The organism is Streptomyces araujoniae, assembly GCF_050871195.1.
In the GTDB taxonomy this organism is placed as follows: Bacteria; Actinomycetota; Actinomycetes; order Streptomycetales; family Streptomycetaceae; genus Streptomyces; species Streptomyces bacillaris.
The window spans coordinates 3229990-3247300 of sequence record NZ_CP194070.1 but is presented as its reverse complement, the minus strand read 5'-3'; the positions used below and the strand labels follow the sequence as shown (position 1 = coordinate 3247300).

At 71.1% G+C, this 17311-nt stretch carries 17 protein-coding genes; 13 read left to right on the top strand and 4 right to left on the bottom strand.

Annotation, left to right across the window (positions count from 1 at the left end):
* Positions 1-52: 52 nt before the first annotated feature.
* Positions 53-631: a TIGR03086 family metal-binding protein gene (locus ACQ9ZG_RS13710; RefSeq protein WP_084994472.1), complete on the top strand. Its 579-nt coding sequence runs from the start codon at positions 53-55 to the stop codon at positions 629-631.
* Between the two features lie 258 nt (positions 632-889).
* Here the strand turns inward: ACQ9ZG_RS13710 and ACQ9ZG_RS13705 are convergent, their stop codons facing one another.
* Positions 890-1474 (bottom strand): hypothetical protein, encoded by a 585-nt coding sequence (locus tag ACQ9ZG_RS13705; protein ID WP_073780093.1) that lies wholly within the window; start codon positions 1472-1474, stop codon positions 890-892.
* A gap of 331 nt (positions 1475-1805) precedes the next feature.
* Here ACQ9ZG_RS13705 and hemL point away from each other — a divergent pair, with 331 nt between their 5' ends.
* From hemL to ccsB, 8 genes are all read left to right on the top strand, one after another.
* A complete protein-coding gene (hemL, locus tag ACQ9ZG_RS13700; RefSeq protein WP_109916539.1) occupies positions 1806-3077 on the top strand; it encodes a glutamate-1-semialdehyde 2,1-aminomutase in 1272 nt (423 codons plus the stop codon).
* Positions 3074-3781 carry a histidine phosphatase family protein gene (locus ACQ9ZG_RS13695; protein WP_028417381.1) on the top strand — a complete coding sequence of 236 codons (708 nt, stop codon included), beginning with the start codon at positions 3074-3076 and terminating at the stop codon, positions 3779-3781. Before hemL ends, ACQ9ZG_RS13695 begins: the two co-directional genes overlap by 4 nt.
* Before the next feature lie 401 nt (positions 3782-4182).
* On the top strand, positions 4183-5820 hold the full coding sequence (fes, locus tag ACQ9ZG_RS13690; RefSeq protein WP_499280584.1) for an enterochelin esterase: 1638 nt from the start codon (positions 4183-4185) through the stop codon (positions 5818-5820).
* A gap of 201 nt (positions 5821-6021) precedes the next feature.
* On the top strand, positions 6022-7305 hold the full coding sequence (locus ACQ9ZG_RS13685) for a polysaccharide deacetylase family protein (protein WP_109916381.1): 1284 nt from the start codon (positions 6022-6024) through the stop codon (positions 7303-7305).
* 67 nt (positions 7306-7372) lie between these two features.
* Positions 7373-7975, top strand: a complete 603-nt coding sequence (locus tag ACQ9ZG_RS13680) for a TlpA family protein disulfide reductase (RefSeq protein WP_109916382.1) — start codon at positions 7373-7375, stop codon at positions 7973-7975.
* 4 nt (positions 7976-7979) lie between these two features.
* Entirely contained in the window at positions 7980-8789 is an 810-nt protein-coding gene (locus ACQ9ZG_RS13675) for a cytochrome c biogenesis CcdA family protein (protein WP_078562579.1), read from the top strand.
* A 4-nt stretch (positions 8790-8793) separates the two neighbouring features.
* On the top strand, positions 8794-10800 hold the full coding sequence (gene resB, locus ACQ9ZG_RS13670) for a cytochrome c biogenesis protein ResB (RefSeq protein ID WP_109916383.1): 2007 nt from the start codon (positions 8794-8796) through the stop codon (positions 10798-10800).
* A complete protein-coding gene (gene ccsB / locus ACQ9ZG_RS13665) occupies positions 10797-11882 on the top strand; it encodes a c-type cytochrome biogenesis protein CcsB (protein WP_109916384.1) in 1086 nt (361 codons plus the stop codon). Before resB ends, ccsB begins: the two co-directional genes overlap by 4 nt.
* Before the next feature lie 109 nt (positions 11883-11991).
* Here ccsB and ACQ9ZG_RS13660 read toward each other — a convergent pair whose 3' ends face one another.
* Entirely contained in the window at positions 11992-12330 is a 339-nt protein-coding gene (locus ACQ9ZG_RS13660) for a PLD nuclease N-terminal domain-containing protein (RefSeq protein ID WP_109916385.1), read from the bottom strand.
* 201 nt (positions 12331-12531) lie between these two features.
* Between ACQ9ZG_RS13660 and ACQ9ZG_RS13655 the strand changes: the two genes are divergently transcribed.
* Both ACQ9ZG_RS13655 and mqnP read left to right on the top strand, forming a co-directional pair.
* Entirely contained in the window at positions 12532-13989 is a 1458-nt protein-coding gene (locus ACQ9ZG_RS13655) for a menaquinone biosynthesis decarboxylase (protein WP_028417388.1), read from the top strand.
* Entirely contained in the window at positions 13986-14909 is a 924-nt protein-coding gene (gene mqnP, locus ACQ9ZG_RS13650) for a menaquinone biosynthesis prenyltransferase MqnP (protein WP_109916386.1), read from the top strand. Before ACQ9ZG_RS13655 ends, mqnP begins: the two co-directional genes overlap by 4 nt.
* A gap of 145 nt (positions 14910-15054) precedes the next feature.
* On the opposite strand, the gene ACQ9ZG_RS13645 is transcribed toward mqnP, so the two are convergent.
* Positions 15055-15687: a rhomboid family intramembrane serine protease gene (locus ACQ9ZG_RS13645; RefSeq protein ID WP_018489272.1), complete on the bottom strand. Its 633-nt coding sequence runs from the start codon at positions 15685-15687 to the stop codon at positions 15055-15057.
* Positions 15688-15808: 121 nt separating this feature from the next.
* Here ACQ9ZG_RS13645 and ACQ9ZG_RS13640 point away from each other — a divergent pair, with 121 nt between their 5' ends.
* Positions 15809-16492, top strand: a complete 684-nt coding sequence (locus tag ACQ9ZG_RS13640; RefSeq protein ID WP_028417390.1) for a UbiX family flavin prenyltransferase — start codon at positions 15809-15811, stop codon at positions 16490-16492.
* A gap of 16 nt (positions 16493-16508) precedes the next feature.
* Here the strand turns inward: ACQ9ZG_RS13640 and ACQ9ZG_RS13635 are convergent, their stop codons facing one another.
* Positions 16509-16655, bottom strand: coding sequence for a hypothetical protein (locus ACQ9ZG_RS13635; RefSeq protein ID WP_181398304.1), 147 nt, complete (start codon positions 16653-16655; stop codon positions 16509-16511).
* A gap of 121 nt (positions 16656-16776) precedes the next feature.
* On the opposite strand from ACQ9ZG_RS13635, the gene ACQ9ZG_RS13630 reads away from it, so the two are divergent.
* Positions 16777-17232, top strand: a complete 456-nt coding sequence (locus ACQ9ZG_RS13630) for an Lrp/AsnC family transcriptional regulator (protein ID WP_028417391.1) — start codon at positions 16777-16779, stop codon at positions 17230-17232.
* Positions 17233-17311: the final 79 nt, after the last annotated feature.

Genomic DNA, 17311 nt, shown 5'->3' with positions numbered 1-17311 from the left:
CCTGTCGCGTTTCTTCAAGACGCGGGCGGTCCGGAGGGGGAGCGTGGGATCCATGACCCAGAAGATCAGTGAACTGCTGGAAGCCGCCGCGGCCCGGGCGCTGCCCGTGGTGCGCGGCATCGACGACGCGCAGCTGGCGAACCGTACGCCCTGCGCCGAATACGACGTACGGGCGCTGCTGAACCACCTGTTCCTGGTGGTCGTGAACTTCCAGGCGCTCGCCGCCCGCGAGGAGGCGGATTTCGGCCAGGAGCCGGATTTCGTGGCGGACGGCGACTGGCGGGCCCGGTTCGAGGAGGAGACCGCCCGTCTGGTGGCCGCGTGGGACGCGCCCGGCGCCGAGGAGGGCACGACGGGGCAGATGGGGATGCCGGCCCGGACGGTGGGGCTGATGGTGCTGGGCGATCTGACCGTGCACCCGTGGGACCTGGCGCGGGCGACCGGCACCGACTTCGTGCCCGCCCCCGAGGTCGTCGGGGAGGTGGGCCCGGGGCTGGCCGCGCTGGCCCCGCAGGGCCGGGAGATGAAGGTGTTCGGCGAGCCGGTCCCGGTGGGCGCCGACGCCACGGCCTTCGACCGACTGCTGGGGCTGACGGGCCGCGACCCGGGGTGGCGGCCGGACGCGGGGTGAGGGGGCGGGGTCGGACGCGGGGTGAGGGGGCGGGCCGGCGGGGAGCCACCGGGCCACCCAGCCGCAGGAGCCACGGGGGCGCGGGGCCGTCGGCCGGCGAACCGCTGGACCGCCGACTCGCGGGGACCCATCGGGCCGCGGGGGCCACGGGCTCCGTCCGCGCCGCCCGGCTGTGCGAGCCGCCGGGGCACGCTCCAACGGGACCCGCCGCGCCGCCGGATCACGGGACTCGCCGCGCCGCCGGTCCGGTGCTCTTCGTCAGGGCCAGACCAGGCAGTACGCCTGATGTCCCGCGTCGTGCAGGCGGTGGGAGAAGTCCTGCCACTCGTGGAGCAGCTGGTAGACGTTGAACGCGTCGCGCGGGCCGCCGCGGTCGGGGACCGTGGACCAGATGAAGGCCGCCGCGCCGACCGACTCCTCGCCGACGCCGCGCAGCGGGTCGACCACGGTCATGGGGAGCTTGACCACCGCGTAGTCGGGGTGGAGGACGACCAGCTCCAGCGGGGGGACCTTGTGCAGGGGTATGCCCTGGATGCCGGTGAGGACCATGGCGGCCACCGTCTCCGGCTTGATCTTGGTGAACATGCCGCCCATGCCCAGCTCGTCGCCGCCCAGCTCCTCCGGGCGCATCGAGATGGGTACGCGTGCGGCGGTGGCCCCGTCCGGGGCACCGAAGTACTTGTAGGTCACCCCCATCCCGCCCCCGCTCCTGGTCCCGGGGGGCGGTGTGCTCTCCGCGCCCCTGCTCTGGGCCCGCTCGGCCCTGCGCCGGTGCCGCCCTCGCCGGGCAGGCTCGGGCCCCAGGTCGTCGGTCCCTTCGCCCACTCCGCCACCGCGATGCATATCTCATCCACCCGACTACTTCTTAGGAGGCACAGCCCCCGCCGCGCAACCCGATCATCGTGTCAGTGACCTCCCCCGCGGGCGTGCGGTGAAACACCTGTCCGCAAGACCGTCCGTGCCTCTGACACCATGGCATGTGTGAGCTTTCCCTGTGTCGCCCCAGTTTCGCAGACGTGAGGGGGCCGACGCTCTTCCGTGATACGAGGGGAGCGCGCTCCCTGCTCACCGGTGGCCGGGACTACCTTGGATTCTCCGGCCCGGCCTCCCGATACCCGAACCGCAGATCAGGACCAAAGTGGCGTATTCATACGAAGCCCCAGTTTCGCAGTCGCTGTTCGACCGGGCGTCCGTCGTGACGCCCGGCGGCGTGAACTCACCCGTGCGTGCCTTCCGGGCCGTGGGCGGTACGCCCCGGTTCATGGTGTCCGGCACCGGTCCGTACCTCACCGATGCCGACGGGCGGGAGTACGTCGACCTCGTCTGCTCCTGGGGGCCGATGATTCTCGGCCACTCTCACCCGGAGGTCATCGCCGCCGTCCAGGAAGCGGTCGCCCGCGGCACCTCCTTCGGTACGCCGGGTGAGGGCGAGGTCGCGCTCGCCGAGGAGATCGTGGCGCGGATCGAGCCCGTCGAACAGGTGCGGCTGGTCTCCTCCGGCACCGAGGCGACGATGTCCGCGATCCGGCTGGCCCGCGGCTTCACCGGCCGGGCCAAGGTCGTGAAGTTCGCCGGCTGCTACCACGGCCACGTGGACGCCCTGCTCGCCGCCGCCGGCTCCGGCCTCGCCACCTTCGGGCTGCCCGACACCCCGGGCGTCACCGGCGCCACGGCCGGGGACACCGTCGTGCTGCCGTACAACGACCTGGACGCCGTGCGCGCGGCCTTCGCCGCACACCCCGGCGAGATCGCCTGTGTGATCACCGAGGCCTCGCCCGGCAACATGGGCGTCGTCCCGCCCGCCGACGGCTTCAACGCCGGGCTCAAGGAGCTGTGCGCGGCCGACGGCGCCCTGTACATCTCCGACGAGGTCATGACGGGTTTCCGTACGTCGAAGGCCGGCTGGTACGGCGTCGACGGCGTCCGCCCCGACCTGATGACCTTCGGCAAGGTCATGGGCGGCGGCTTCCCCGCCGCGGCCTTCGGGGGCCGTGCCGACGTGATGGCGCACCTCGCCCCGGCCGGCCCGGTCTACCAGGCGGGCACCCTCTCCGGGAACCCGGTCGCCACCGCCGCCGGGCTGGCCCAGCTGCGGCTGCTGGACGACGCCGCGTACGCGAAGATCGACGCGGTCTCCGCCGAGCTGCGCACCCTGGTGGGCGACGCGCTCACCAAGGAAGGCGTCGCGCACACCGTCTCCTCGGCGAGCAACATGTTCTCCGTCTTCTTCACCGACCAGCCGGTGCGGAACTACGAGGACGCCAAGCGGCAGGAGGCCTTCCGCTTCACCGCCTTCTTCCACGCGATGCTGGAGCAGGGCGTCTATCTGCCGCCCTCGGCCTTCGAGTCCTGGTTCGTCTCCACCGCCCACGACGAGCGGGCGGTCGAGCGCGTCGCCGCCGCCCTGCCCGCCGCCGCCCGCGCCGCATCGGAGGCCACCGCATGAGCAACGGAAGCAACGGGAACGCGGGCCGCGACGAGCAGCTGACCGTGGTGCACCTGATGCGCCACGGCGAGGTGCACAACCCGGACGGCGTGCTGTACGGGCGCCGCCCCGGCTACCACCTCTCCGAGCTGGGCCGGCAGATGGCCGACCGGGTCGCGGACCACCTGGAGAAGCGCGACATCACCCATGTCGTCGCCTCCCCGCTGGAGCGCGCCCAGGAGACGGCCGCGCCCGTCGCCAAGTCGCACGGCCTGGACCTGGCCACCGACCCCCGGCTCATCGAGGCCGCCAACGTCTTCGAGGGCAAGACCTTCGGCGTCGGTGACGGGGCGCTGCGCAAGCCGGACAACTGGAAGCACCTCACCAACCCGTTCCGGCCGTCCTGGGGCGAGCCGTACATCGAGCAGGTCGTCCGCATGATGGGCGCGCTGGACGCGGCCAAGGACGCGGCGCGCGGCCATGAGGCGGTCTGCGTCAGCCACCAGCTGCCGATCTGGATCGTCCGCTCCTTCGTGGAGCGCCGCCGGCTCTGGCACGACCCGCGCAAGCGGCAGTGCACGCTGGCCTCGCTGACCAGCTTCACCTACCGGGGCGACACGATCGTCTCCGTCGGCTACTCGGAGCCCGCCCGGGACCTGGTGCCCGCGCATCTGCTGGCGGGGGCCAAGCCGGTGAAGGGGAAGTCGAAGGCCTTCGGCGCGTAGGCCGCCGGCCGCCGTACGCGGGTGCCGTGATCAGACGGGACGCGGGTGCGGTGACCATACGGGACGCGCGTGCCGTGAACATACGGGACCGACCGCCACCGCGGTCGGTCCCGTTCCCGTTTCTCCTCCATGGCAGGCCCCACATGGCGGTGCGTTAGATTAGGTTAGCCTAAGCTAAGTTCGCTGTGACGAGAGCGGTGGAGCAATGACGCGTACTGCCCCGGCCAACGCCCCCGACCAGAGACCGGCACCGCGCTCCGGGCCGGTGAGGCGGCACGCCGATGAGTGACTGTCCGCCCCTCGAAGGCCGTACGGCTCCGGGTGACCCGGCGGGCCTCACCACCCCCGTAACTGCGGGACATCCCGCAGACCCCGCGCCTCCGGCACATCCCGCAGACCCCATGGCCCCGGCGAGCGCCACCGATCTCACCGATTCCACCGACCTCACCGATTCCGTCGACCTGTTCGGCCCCACCGGCCTCCCGGATCTGACCGGTCTGGACGCCACCCCCCGCCCTGTCACCGGCCCCCGCGTGGCCCGGCTCGCCCGGCAGCTCCAGAGCGCCCGGGACGCCGCCGCCCGGGACGCCCTCACCGAGGCCTTCTGGGCCGAGGCCGCCCGGAGCGGCACCCCACTCGTGGAGGAGCTGGACGACGCGCCCGGCCACCGGGCCGTCACCTTCCTCTGGCGCGGCCACCGCGCCACCCGCCGGGTCCTGCTGCTGGCCCGGGGCATCACTGACCGCGACCGGCTCGCGGACTCGCTGCTGCACCACCTGCCGGGCACCGACATCTGGTATCTGGGCCACCGGCTCCGCGCCGACCACCGCGGCTCCTACCGGATGGTGGCCGACATCTCCGCCGGGGCCGTCCCCGTCGATCCCGCCCTGCTCCAGCGGCGGCTGCTGGCCCTGCGGGCCCACGCGGGCGCCGACCCGCTCAACCGGGACCGGGTACCGGCTCGTTGGCGCGATGCGGAGGACTCGGTCTTCGCCCTGCCCGCCGCCCCACCCCAGCCCTGGACCGGCAGCCCGCATGCCGATGGCCCGGGGTCAGGTGCCCCGAGTTCCGATGTGCCGCCTCCCGGCAGCCTGCCTTCCGGCGGTCGGCGCTCCGGTGTCCCGCTCGCCGTCATCCCGCGCGGCACGGTCGAGCGGCACACCCTCGCGGCCGGTGTCCTGGGGGCCGAGCGGGACGTCTGGGTCTACCTGCCGCCGGACGCCGTCCCGTACCGGCCGGCGCGCGGGCCCGGGGAGCGGGACGGCCACCGGCTGCCCCTGCTGGTGCTCTGCGACGGCGACATGTGGTTCGGGCGGCTCGGCCTCCGGGACACGGTGGACGCGCTGATCGCGGACGGGGTCCTTCCGCCGCTGGCGGTCCTCGCCCCGGACGCGGTCGGCACCGCCACGCGCCGACTGGAGCTGGGCGGGCGGGAGAGCTACGTCTCCTTCCTGGCCGACGAGGTGGTGCCCTGGGCGAGTGCCCGGTGGCCGCTGACCGGGCGGCCGGAGCGGACGGTGGTGGCCGGGCAGGGGCTCGGCGGGATGACCGCGCTGTACGCGGGCCTCACCCGGCCCGAGCGGTTCGGCGCGGTCGTCGCGCAGTCGCCCTCGCTCTGGTGGCGGCCGGGACTGGAGCCGGGCACCGTCGCGCCGGACGCGGTCGGCACCCCCTGGCTGGCCACGCTCGCCGCCGGGCTGCGCGACGGACTCCCGTCCGGGCGGGACGGGGTGCGCGGGGCCGTCGTCCACTTCGACGTCGGCCTGCACGAGGGAGCCCTCGCCGAACACACCGAGGCCCTCCGCGCGGTGCTCCGGGCCCGGGGGCACCGGGTCACCCGCACCGTCCACAACGGCGGCCACGACTACGCCTGCTGGCGGGGGCTCCTGGTCGACGCCCTGGTGGAGCTGGTGGGCACGGGGGCCGGCGCGAGCACCGGTCCGGGGGCCGGTCCAGGCATCGGCACCGGCACCGCCCTTGACGTGGCCGCGGCAGGGTCCCAGGGTGGAAGCGGTCCGGCCCGCGGCTCGGCCGGGTAACCCTGAGGGTTCCGGGCGGCCCCCGGGCCCGGCCTGCCCGGAGGGCGCCCGCCGGCCCCGTACCCCTGCCCGCGGTGCCCCGCCGCAAGGTAAAGCGTAAAGAAAGTCCCCAATTGCACGGAACCTTCGTGTTGCCCAAGGCCTCTCACTCTTCAGCAGTTTGTATGGCCTTGAGATAAAACGACCGCAGATGGGGACGGCATGCGCGACATCAATCGAAGGGGACTGCTCGGCGCGGGGCTCGGCACGGCGGCGGCGATCGGACTCGCCGGTTGTGGCTTCTCCGGTTCCTCCGGCTCCGCCCAGGGCGGCGGCGACAAGGGTGACACCGGCAAGGGGGAGACCGGCAAGGGGGACGCCGGGGACGGCGGCACCGGCGGCGGAAACGGTTCTTCGAAGAGCGAGGCCCGCCTGATCGGTGACGGCTCCACCGCCGACACCGGGAAGCAGCCCCACCAGCCCGATGCCCCCGTCCGGCTCGAACCCGGCCAGACACCCCCGCAGTTCGTGATCTTTTCCTGGGACGGGGCGGGTGAGGTCGGCAACGGCCTCTTCCCGCGCTTTCTGAAACTGGCCAAGGATCACGACGCGGCGATGACCTTCTTCCTCTCCGGGCTGTATCTGCTGCCCGAGTCGAAGAAATCCCTCTACCGTCCCCCGAACAACCCCCGCGGCGCCTCGGACATCGGCTATCTCACCGATGGTCATGTCAAGGACACGCTGAAGTACGTACGTCAGGCCTGGCTGGACGGCCACGAGATCGGCACCCACTTCAACGGGCACTTCTGCGGCGGTTCGGGTTCCGTCGAACGCTGGACCCCCGCGCAATGGCAGAGCGAGATCGATCAGGCTGTGTCCTTCGTCACGGAATGGCGGACCAACACCGGCTGGAAGGACGAGGACCCGCTCCCCTTCGACTACCGAAAGGAGCTGATCGGCGGACGCACTCCCTGTCTGCTCGGCCAGGACAATCTCCTGCCCACCGCGAGCAAACTCGGGTGGCGCTACGACGCCAGCTCACCCGGCGGCCGCCAGATGTGGCCCGTCAAGCGCGGTGGCGTCTGGGACCTGCCGCTCCAGGCCATGCCGTTCCCCGGCCATTCCTTCGAGGTTCTCTCGATGGACTACAACATCCTCGCCAACCAGTCGAAGAATTCGACCAAGGGCATGCCCTCGCGTTATCCGGGCTGGCGCAAGCAGGCCACCGGGGCCTATCTCGCCGGATTCGAGCGCGCCTACACGACGAATCGCGCACCCTTCTTCATCGGCAACCACTTCGAACAGTGGAACGGCGGTATCTATATGGACGCCGTGGAAGAAGTGATCAAGAAGACCGCCGGTAAGAAGGACGTACGGCTCGTCTCCTTCCGGCAGTTCGTCGACTGGCTCGACGTACAGGATCCCGCCGTCCTCGCCAAGCTCCGTACCCTGGAGGTCGGACAGTCGCCCGCAGGTGGCTGGAACTCCTTCTTTAAACAGGCTTGACAAGGGGCTTTACGGGCACCGAGGGGGGTGCGAGAGATCCCCGGAACTGCCATGCGAAACTTTTCACATGAGCTTTGGCCGCGCATCCCGACGCCGCACCACCCTGCTCGCCGCCGTCGCCGTGGCGGGTGCCCTGACCCTCTCCGCGTGCGGGGACGGCAACAAGGCCCAGGGCGGCGGGAACACCAACTTCATCACCGGCACCGGGGGCATCGCCACGGTCCCGAAGGGGGAGCGGCCCGACGCTCCGAAGCTCCAGGGCGAGAGCCTGGAGGGCAAGCCGCTCGACCTCGCCGACTACAAGGGCAAGGTCGTGGTGCTCAACGTCTGGGGCTCCTGGTGCGGCCCCTGCCGGCTGGAGGCCAAGTACTTCGCGCAGGTCTCCGAGGAGACCGCCGACCAGGGCGTGCAGTTCCTCGGCATCAACACCCGGGACGCGCAGCGGGACCCCGCCGTGAACTTCGAGAAGGACTACGGGATCACCTACCCGAGCTACTTCGACCCGATCGGCAAGCTCATGCTCCGCTTCCCCAAGGGCACCCTGAACCCGAAGGCCATCCCGTCCACCGTGGTGGTCGACCGGGAGGGGAAGATCGCGGCCCGCACGCTCCAGTCGCTGGACGCGGACCAGCTGCGGAAGATGATCGCCCCGATCATCGCGGAGAAGTGACCCGGTGATCCCGCTCGCCGCCCTCCCCGGGAGCACCCTGCTCGCCGGGCCCGACAGCCCCGTCACGCTGGCCTCGTACAACGACACCGTCGTGAGCGGGGCCCTGCTGCTGGCGGTGCCCATCGCCCTGCTGGCCGGGCTCGTCTCCTTCTTCTCGCCCTGCGTCCTGCCGCTGGTCCCCGGCTATCTGAGTTACGTCACCGGGGTCAGCGGCACCGACCTGGCCGAGGCCCGGCGCGGCCGGGTGGTGGCGGGCGCCGCGCTCTTCGTGCTCGGCTTCACCGTCGTCTTCGCCTCCACCGGGGCGCTCTTCGGCTACTTCGGCAACGAGCTCCAGCTCCACGCCGACGTCCTGAACAAGGTGCTCGGCGGTCTGATGATCCTCATGGGGATTTTTTTCATGGGGCTCCTGCCGGGGGTGACGCAGCGCGAGTTCCGCCTCCACAAGAAGCCGGTGGCGGGACTGGCGGGCGCGCCGCTGCTCGGGGCCCTGTTCGGGATCGGGTGGACGCCGTGCATCGGCCCGACGCTCTCCTCGGTGCTGTTCCTCTCCGCCGAGAGCGCCACCGCCGGGCGGGGGGCGATACTGACCGTCGCGTACTGCCTCGGGCTCGGCGTCCCGTTCATCCTGGCCGCCGTCGCCTTCCGCAAGGCGCTCGGCGCGTTCGGCTGGGTCAAGCGCCACTACGCATGGGTCATGCGGATCGGCGGCGGAATGATGATCGTGACCGGCATCCTGCTGCTGACCGGCGTGTGGGCCACGCTGATGCAGCACATGCAGGGCTGGTCCAGCGGCTTCGTTGTGGGGATCTGAGTTCATGAGCAAGGCGAACAGCAGCACGGACACGGGCGCCGACGGGCGTACGGACGCCTCCGCGCGCCAGGACACCGGTGCCGGAACGCGTACGGACACCGGCGCCGGAACGCGTACGGACACCGGCGCCGACGAGCGCGCGCAGCGGCGGGCCGACCGCGCGGCCGGTGAACGGCTCTCCACCGCACCCCGCGAGGAGGGCTCCGAGCCCGGCAGCGGGAGCGGCGGGGGCGTTCCCGCCATGGGGGTGGTCGGCTGGATCCGCTGGTTCTGGCGCCAGCTCACCTCGATGCGGGTCGCGCTGATCCTGCTCTTCCTGCTCTCCCTCGGCGCCATCCCCGGCTCGCTGATCCCGCAGACGAGCGTCGACGACTTCAAGGTCCAGGAGTTCAAGGACCAGCACACCACCCTCACGCCGATCTACGAGAAGCTCCAGCTCTTCGACGTCTACAGCTCGGTGTGGTTCTCCGCGATCTACATCCTGCTGTTCGTCTCCCTCATCGGCTGCATCGTCCCGCGCACCGGCCAGTTCGTCGGCCAGCTCCGCTCCCGCCCGCCGGGCGCCCCCAAGCGGCTGATCCGGCTGCCCGCGTACACCACGTGGCGCACCGAGGCCGACCCCGAGCAGGTCCGCGAGGCGGCCCTCGGGGTGCTGGGGAAGCGGCGGTTCCGGGCGCACACCGTGGGCGACGCGGTCGCTGCGGAGAAGGGCTTCCTCCGCGAGGCCGGGAACCTGGTCTTCCACGTCGCCCTGATCGTCATGCTGGTGGCCTTCGCCACCGGGCAGCTCTTCAAGTCCGAGGGCGGCAAGCTGGTCGTCGAGGGCGACGGCTTCGCCAACACGCTCACCCAGTACGACGACTTCAAGTCCGGCTCGCTCTACGACTCGGACACGCTGGCACCCTTCAGCTTCGTCATGGACAAGTTCGTCGGTACGTACGAGGAGAGCGGCCCGCAGCGCGGCACGCCCCGGACCTTCGAGGCCCGCGTGACGTACAACGAGGGCGCCGACGGCCCCGACCGCAAGGCCGTCATCCGCGTCAACGAACCCCTCGTCGTGGACGGCACCAAGATCTATCTCATCGCCCACGGCTACGCCCCGGTCGTCACCGTCCGGGACGGCAAGGGCAAGGTCGTCTCGCGCAACGCCGTCCCGCTGCTGCCGATCGACAACAACATCACCTCCACCGGCGCGATCAAGGTGATGGACGGCTACCGCGACAAGAACGGCGAGAAGACCCAGCTCGGCTTCAAGGCCTTCTTCGTGCCCACCTTCGCGGGCCACGGCAAGGGCGAGATGTTCTCGCAGTTCCCCGGCGCGGAGTTCCCGGTGCTGGCGCTCAGCGCCTACCACGGCTCCCTCGGGGTGGACTCCGGGCTGCCGCAGAACGTGTACCAGCTCGACACCTCCAAGATGGAGGAGTTCAAGGACGAGAACGGCGAGCTGCTCAAGAAGATGCTGCGCCCCGGCGAGAGGCTGGACCTCTCCGACGGGGAGGGCTCGATCACCTTCGAGGGCATCGAGGAGTGGGCCAGCTTCCAGATCTCGCAGCAGCCGGGCAACGGCCTCGCGCTCGGCGGCGCCATCGCCGCCATCGCCGGACTCGCCGCCTCCCTCTTCATCCAGCGCCGCCGGGTGTGGGTGCGGGCGGTCCGGGGCGCGGACGGGGTGACCGTCGTGGAGATGGCGGGCCTGGGCCGCAGCGAGTCCGCGAAGCTCCCCGAGGAGCTGGGCGACCTCGCCGGCGCCCTGCTGGCCACGGCGCCGGTCGCTCAGGAGAAGCCGGGGAAACCGGAGAGCCCGGGGAAACCGGAGAACCCGGAGAACCCGGGCGGGCCGGAGAATCCAGGTGATCCGGAGAAGCCCGGGACGCCGGAGAACGCGGAGGAGCCGGATGCCCCGGCCCCGGCCGACCGGCCCGCCGCCACCCACGAGGACGACGCCACCAACGAGGCCGGGAGCCGGCCCGTACACCCTGCTGAAGCACCTGCCGAAGGGGCTGAGAAGTGAATCTCGCCGCCGCAACCAACGAGAACCTGGCGCAGATCAGCAATGTGCTGATCTATTCGTCCATGGCCGTCTACACCCTGGCCTTCTTCGCGCACATCGCGGAGTGGGTCCTCGGCAGCCGCAGCAAGGTCGGCCGCACGGCCGCCGCGCTGGCCGGCTCCGCCTCCTCCGGCACCCCGGCCGCCGCGGCCCCGGTGGTCGTCCAGGGCGGGTCCACCACCGTGCTGGAGCGGCCGAAGGTCGTCACCCGGGCGGCCTCCGGCACCCGTGACGTGCCCGACGGGCCGGGGGCCGCGGGCGGCTCGTTCAAGGGCGACATGTGGGGGAGGATCGCGGTCTCGATGACCGTGATCGCCTTCGTCGTGGAGGCGGGCGGCGTCCTCACCCGCGCCCTGTCGGTGCAGCGGGCCCCCTGGGCCAACATGTACGAGTTCTCCATCACCTTCTCCACGGTGGCGGTCGGCTCCTACCTGGTGCTGCTCGCGCTGAAGAAGAACGTCCGCTGGATCGGCCTCCCGCTGGTCACCACCGTCCTGCTGGACCTCGGTCTCGCCACGACGGTCCTCTACACCGACAGCGACCAGCTGGTGCCCGCGCTCCACTCGTACTGGCTGTGGATCCACGTCTCGACCGCGATCCTCTGCGGTGCCGTCTTCTACCTCGGCGCGGTCGGCACGATCCTCTACCTCTTCCGCGACAGCTACGAGAACAAGCTCGCCTCCGGTGGTACGCCGGGGAAGTTCGCCACCTCCGTCATGGAGCGGCTGCCCTCCGCCTCCTCGCTGGACAAGTTCGCGTACCGGATCAACGCGGCGGTCTTCCCGCTCTGGACGTTCACGATCATCGCGGGCGCGATCTGGGCGGGCGACGCCTGGGGCCGCTACTGGGGCTGGGACCCCAAGGAGGTCTGGTCCTTCATCACCTGGGTCGCCTACGCCGCCTATCTGCACGCCCGCGCCACCGCCGGGTGGAAGGGCCGCAAGGCCGCCTACCTGGCGCTCATCGCCTTCGCCTGCTGGCTGTTCAACTACTACGGCGTGAACATCTTCGTCTCCGGCCTGCACTCCTACGCCGGGGTCTGAGTCCTTCGGGGCCTTCAGGAGCCCTGAAGGACATCGACCGCACGCACAGCGCCCCCGGACGGTTCTCCGTCCGGGGGCGCTCCACTGCGTACGCCGGTGGCCTCGCGGCTCAGGAGGCGGGCGGGATCTTGTCGTCCGGGCCCTTGCCGCCCTCGCGGCGCTCCTGCTCCTCGCGCTCCTGGTCCTTCAGCGAGTTCAGGAAGTCGGGGTTGTCGTCCGGGGCCACCCACTGCTGCCGCCGGCTGCGCTGCCATCCCGCCGGGCCCGTGCCACCGGCCGCGTTCTGGCGGGTCTTGCCCGCGACGAGCCAGACGACCGGGCCGACGATCCAGAACAGCAGGATGATGAAGACCCAGGCGATCTTCGGCAGATGCTTGGTGTCCTCCTCCGAGGTGTTCAGGCAGTCGATGAACGCGTAGATCGTCAGAGCCAGCGGAACGATGAACATCAGGGCTCTCAACATGGTGCGTCCCCCAGTGAGTGGTGGTGGGGCTCGGTGTTTCCCCGGTGTCGCGGCCAGGGTACCGGCTCGTCACCTTCGATCCCCGGCCCGGAGCAGCACTTTCCGGGCAACCGTCCGGACTTTCGGGGTGCGGTGGCGGGGGAGCCCCGGCGGGGCGGCGCGGACGGGGATGACAAACTGGACCGCATGGCTTACGAGGATCTCCGCTCCCTGCTCCGGGCTCTTGAACGCGATGGTGATCTCAAGCGCGTCAAGGCCGAGGTCGACCCCCACCTGGAGGTCGGCGAGATCGTCGACCGGGTGAACAAGGCGGGCGGCCCCGCCCTGCTCTTCGAGAACGTCAAGGGGTCCTCGATGCCCCTCGCCATGAACGTCTTCGGCACCGACCGGCGGCTGCTCAAGGCGCTCGGGCTGAAGTCCTACGGCGACATCAGCGACAAGATCGGCGGGCTGCTCAAGCCGGAGCTGCCGCAGGGCTTCGTCGGCGTGCGGGAGGCCTTCGGCAAGCTGGGCTCGATGGTCCACGTGCCGCCGAAGAAGGTGAAGGCCGACGACGCGCCCGTCCAGGAGGTCGTGCTGAAGGGCGACCAGGTCGACCTGGACGCGCTGCCCGCGCTCTTCACCTGGCCCGGTGACGGCGGCTCCTTCTTCAACCTGGGCCTCACCCACACCAAGCACCCCGAGAACGGCGTGCGGAACCTGGGCCTCTACCGCCTCCAGCGCCACGACAAGCGCACGATCGGGATGCACTGGCAGATCCACAAGGACTCCGCCAACCACTACCAGGTCGCTGCCCGGCGCGGGGAGCGGCTGCCCGTCGCCATCGCCTTCGGCTGTCCGCCCGCCGTGACGTACGCCTCCACCGCCCCGCTGCCCGGGGACATCGACGAGTACCTGTTCGCCGGGTTCGTCCAGGGCAAGCGGATCGAGATGGTCGACTGCAAGACCGTGCCGCTCCAGGTCCCCGCCCAGGCCGAAGTGGTCCTGGAGGGCTGGCTGGAGCCGGGCGAGATGCTGCCTGAGGGCCCGTTCGGGGACCACACCGGCTTCTACACCCCGCAGGAACCGTTCCCCGCACTGACCATCGACTGCGTCACCATGCGCAAGCGCCCGCTGCTCCAGTCCATCGTGGTCGGCCGTCCGCCGACCGAGGACGGGCCGCTGGGCCGGGCCACCGAGCGGTTCTTCCTGCCGCTGCTGAAGATCATCGTGCCGGACATCGTGGACTACCACCTCCCCGAGGCGGGCGGCTTCCACAACTGCGCGATCGTCTCGATCGACAAGAAGTACCCGAAGCACGCCCAGAAGGTGATGAGCGCGATCTGGGGCGCGCACATGATGTCGCTGACCAAGCTGATCGTGGTCGTCGACGCCGACTGCGACGTCCACGATCTGCACGAGGTGGCCTGGCGGGCGCTCGGCAACACCGACTACGCCCGCGACCTCATGGTCACCGAGGGCCCGGTCGACCATCTGGACCACGCCTCCTACCAGCAGTTCTGGGGCGGCAAGGCGGGCATCGACGCCACCCGGAAGCTGCCCACCGAGGGGTACACCCGGGACGGCGGCTGGCCGGAGATGGTCGAGTCCGACCCGGAGACGGCGGCCAAGGTGGACCGCCGCTGGAAGGAGTACGGGCTGTGAGCAGCGCGGCAGAAGCGGCCGGGACGGTCTCCGGCTCCACGCCCGCCGGCAGCAGGGTCAAGTCCTTCCTGCGGCTCGTGATGATCGAGCACTCGGTCTTCGCGCTGCCCTTCGCCTACATCGCCGCGCTGACCGCGATGTTCCGGCTGGACGGCACGATCCACTGGGGCGTCCTGCTGCTGGTGACGCTCGCGATGGTGGGGCTGCGGACCTTCGCGATGGCCGCCAACCGGATCATCGACCGGGAGATCGACGCCCGGAACCCCCGCACGGCCGGGCGGGAGCTGGTGACCGGGGCGGTGTCGGTGAAGTCGGCGTGGACGGGGGCGCTGGTCGCGCTCGCCGTCTTCCTGGGCGCCGCCGCGCTGCTCAACCCGCTCTGCCTGGTGCTCGCGCCCGTCGCGGTGGTGCCGATGGTGGTCTATCCGTACGGCAAGCGGTTCACCAACTATCCGCACGCCATCCTGGGGCTGGCGCAGGCCATCGGGCCGATCGGCGCCTGGCTCGCGGTGACCGGCAGCTGGTCGTGGGACGCGGTGATCCTGGGGCTGGCCGTCGGCATCTGGATCGGCGGCTTCGACCTGATCTTCGCCTGCCAGGACGTGGCCGCGGACCGGGCGCACGGGGTGCTCTCCTTCCCGGCGCGCTTCGGCATCCCGGCGGCGCTCTGGGGCGCGCGGGTCTGCCATGTGGTGACGACCGGGCTGCTGGTCTGGTTCGGCCTGGCGACGGACGCCGAGGTCTTCTACTGGATCGGCATGGTGGTCGTCGCGCTGGCGTTCGTCTACGAGCACCGCGTGGTGCGGCCGCACGACCTGTCCCGGCTGAACCGGGCCTTCTTCACCGTCAACGGCTTCATCGGGATGGCGCTCTTCGCCTGCGCGCTCCTGGACCTGCTGGTGCGCGGCCTCACCCCGTAGCGCGGTCCCGCCCGGTGGCAAGGCCGCACACCGTGGCACGGCCTCACGCCGTGGGGCGGCCTCGTGCCGTGGCCCCGTGGGTGCCGGGGCCCTCACCTCGGAGCGGGCCCACCGGTGTTTTTTACGGCCGTAAAAACCTCGCGGCTCAGACCGTGACCAGGTTGTCCGGGCCCCGGCGTGCGGGCGGGCGGCGGAAGAAGAAGGCCGCCGCCACCCCGCCCAGCAGCCCGAACAGGTGCCCCTGCCAGCTGACGCCCGAGTCGGTGGGCAGGACGCCCCAGAGCAGCGAGCCGTAGACCACGGCGACGCCGATGCCGATGAGGACGTCCCAGGGCCTGCGGTCCACGAAGCCGCGCACCAGCAGATAGCCCAGCAGCCCGAAGACCACGCCGGAGGCGCCGAGCGTCACGGTGAAGGCCGGGGCGGTCAGCCAGACGCCGAGACCGCTGACCACGATGATCGTCGCGACGACGGCGGCGAACCGGCGCAGTCCGCCGAGGGCGGCTATGAAGCCGAGGACCAGCAGCGGGACGCTGTTGGAGGCGACGTGCTCCCAGCCGCTGTGGAGGAAGGCGGCGGGCACCACATCGCGCAGCTCCGCCACCTCGCGCGGGCTGATCCCATAGGTGTCCAGCGCGTTTCCGGTCAGGACGTCGATGCCTTCGAGCAGCCAGAGGAGAGCCACCCAGCTCACCATGACGATGCCCGCGGTCAGCGCGCGTGCGCTGCCGGACATGGTGGAGTTCGTGTCGCGGCCGGTCGTCCAGTAATCGCCCATGGTCTGCCCCTGCCCCCGGGTTGCCCGTCATCCGTTGAACGTCCGGGGCCGCCGCCCGGTTCCGGGTGCGGGGCTCCGGGGCGTGCCGGATAGGCTCGCAGATGTGGAATCCGGGACTTCAGTGACTCATCAGCAGCGGCGGCCTTGGATTGTCGGGGTCTCCGGCGCCTCGGGGACCCCGTTCGCCGCCGCCGTCCTGCGCGGACTGCTGGCGGGCGGCGAGAGTGTGGACCTGGTGGTGAGCCGGGCCTCGCGGCTCACCCTGCTGGACGAGACCGGCATCGCCTTCCGGGACGCGCACTGGCGCGAGGACCTGCGCTGTTGGCTGGAACGCGGCGCCGACGGGAAGCCGGACGCCTTCGCGGTGGGCGACGCGGAGCTGGAGCGCGTACGCCACTGGCCGGCCGGTGATCTGGCGGCGGGGCCGTCCTCCGGGTCGTACCCGGCGAAGGGGATGCTCATCGTGCCGGCCTCGACGGCCTGTGTGGCCGGGGTGGCGCTCGGGCTGTCGAAGGACCTGCTCCAGCGGGCCGCGAGCGTGACGCTCAAGGAGCGCCGGCCGCTCGTCGTCGCGGTGCGCGAGACCCCGCTGAGCGGCCAGACGCTGAAGCAGATGGTGGCCCTGGACGAGGCGGGCGCGGTCGTGCTGCCCGCCTCTCCGGCGTTCTACGCGGGCGCGACGCACATCCAGGACCTGGTGGACTTCGTCGCGGGGCGGGTGCTGGACGCGGCCGGGGTGGAACACCGGCTGTACCGCCGCTGGGAGGGAGAGCTCGGTGGCGGCTCCCGCAGCCCCGAGGGCTGAAGGAGGTGCGCGCGGGTCAGCGCTTCTTGGCGGCGCGCGGCGCGCGGGTCTTGTCGACGCGGTGGGCGGCGGCGGGCTGGTGGGCACGCGAGCGGTTGGCCAGGTCCTGCAGCTCGCGCATCCGGGCGTAGGCCATCTCGATCGTGTACACGGTGAAGTTCACTCCTGAAGATTCGAAAGCGTTTCTTGGATGTTCTAGAAGATTTGCAGGGTGTCGGCCCTGCATGCCTTAGATTCTACACGTAGACTCGCGGTACTGCTGAACAATGGAAGGTTTCAGTCATATGGACGCGGTGGACAGGCAGCTCATCCAGGCCCTCAGGGAGAACGGCAGGGCCTCGTACGCCGAGCTGGGGCGGCTCGTGGGGCTCTCCGGGCCCAGCGTCACCGACCGCATCAACCGGCTGGAATCCGCCGGTGTCATCACCGGCTACCGCGCCACCGTCGATTCGGCCTCGCTCGGCCTCGGCGTCACCGCGCTGATCGGCATCTCGCTCTCCGACGCCGCCGACCACGAGGACGTGGCGCACCGCCTCAAGGACCTCGCGGAGATCGAGGACTGCTGGTTCATCGCGGGCGACGACTCCTACATGCTCAAGGTGCGCGTCGGGGACGTGGACGGCCTGGAGAAGACGATCCGGCGCCTGAGCGGTACGAAGGGCGTCTCCCGGACCCGTACGACCATCGTGCTCTCCACCAAGTGGGAGAACCGGGTCGGGGAACTTCCCGAGGAGTCGTAGGCGCGGAACGCCGCGAAGGGGGCCCCTCCCGGCCGGTGGGCGGGGGAGTACGGTGGGCGGGTCTGTTGTACGGAGGAAT

Coding starts and splice junctions, on each gene's coding strand:
- ACQ9ZG_RS13685 (WP_109916381.1), top strand. CDS start 6,022: ATGCGCGACATCAATCGAAGGGGACTGCTCGGCGCGGGGCTCGGCACG.
- ACQ9ZG_RS13710 (WP_084994472.1), top strand. CDS start 53: ATGACCCAGAAGATCAGTGAACTGCTGGAAGCCGCCGCGGCCCGGGCG.
- ACQ9ZG_RS13630 (WP_028417391.1), top strand. CDS start 16,777: ATGGACGCGGTGGACAGGCAGCTCATCCAGGCCCTCAGGGAGAACGGC.
- ACQ9ZG_RS13705 (WP_073780093.1), bottom strand. CDS start 1,474: ATGCATCGCGGTGGCGGAGTGGGCGAAGGGACCGACGACCTGGGGCCC.
- ACQ9ZG_RS13660 (WP_109916385.1), bottom strand. CDS start 12,330: ATGTTCATCGTTCCGCTGGCTCTGACGATCTACGCGTTCATCGACTGC.
- fes (WP_499280584.1), top strand. CDS start 4,183: ATGGCCCCGGCGAGCGCCACCGATCTCACCGATTCCACCGACCTCACC.
- ACQ9ZG_RS13680 (WP_109916382.1), top strand. CDS start 7,373: ATGAGCTTTGGCCGCGCATCCCGACGCCGCACCACCCTGCTCGCCGCC.
- ACQ9ZG_RS13695 (WP_028417381.1), top strand. CDS start 3,074: ATGAGCAACGGAAGCAACGGGAACGCGGGCCGCGACGAGCAGCTGACC.
- ACQ9ZG_RS13645 (WP_018489272.1), bottom strand. CDS start 15,687: ATGGGCGATTACTGGACGACCGGCCGCGACACGAACTCCACCATGTCC.
- ACQ9ZG_RS13655 (WP_028417388.1), top strand. CDS start 12,532: ATGGCTTACGAGGATCTCCGCTCCCTGCTCCGGGCTCTTGAACGCGAT.
- resB (WP_109916383.1), top strand. CDS start 8,794: ATGAGCAAGGCGAACAGCAGCACGGACACGGGCGCCGACGGGCGTACG.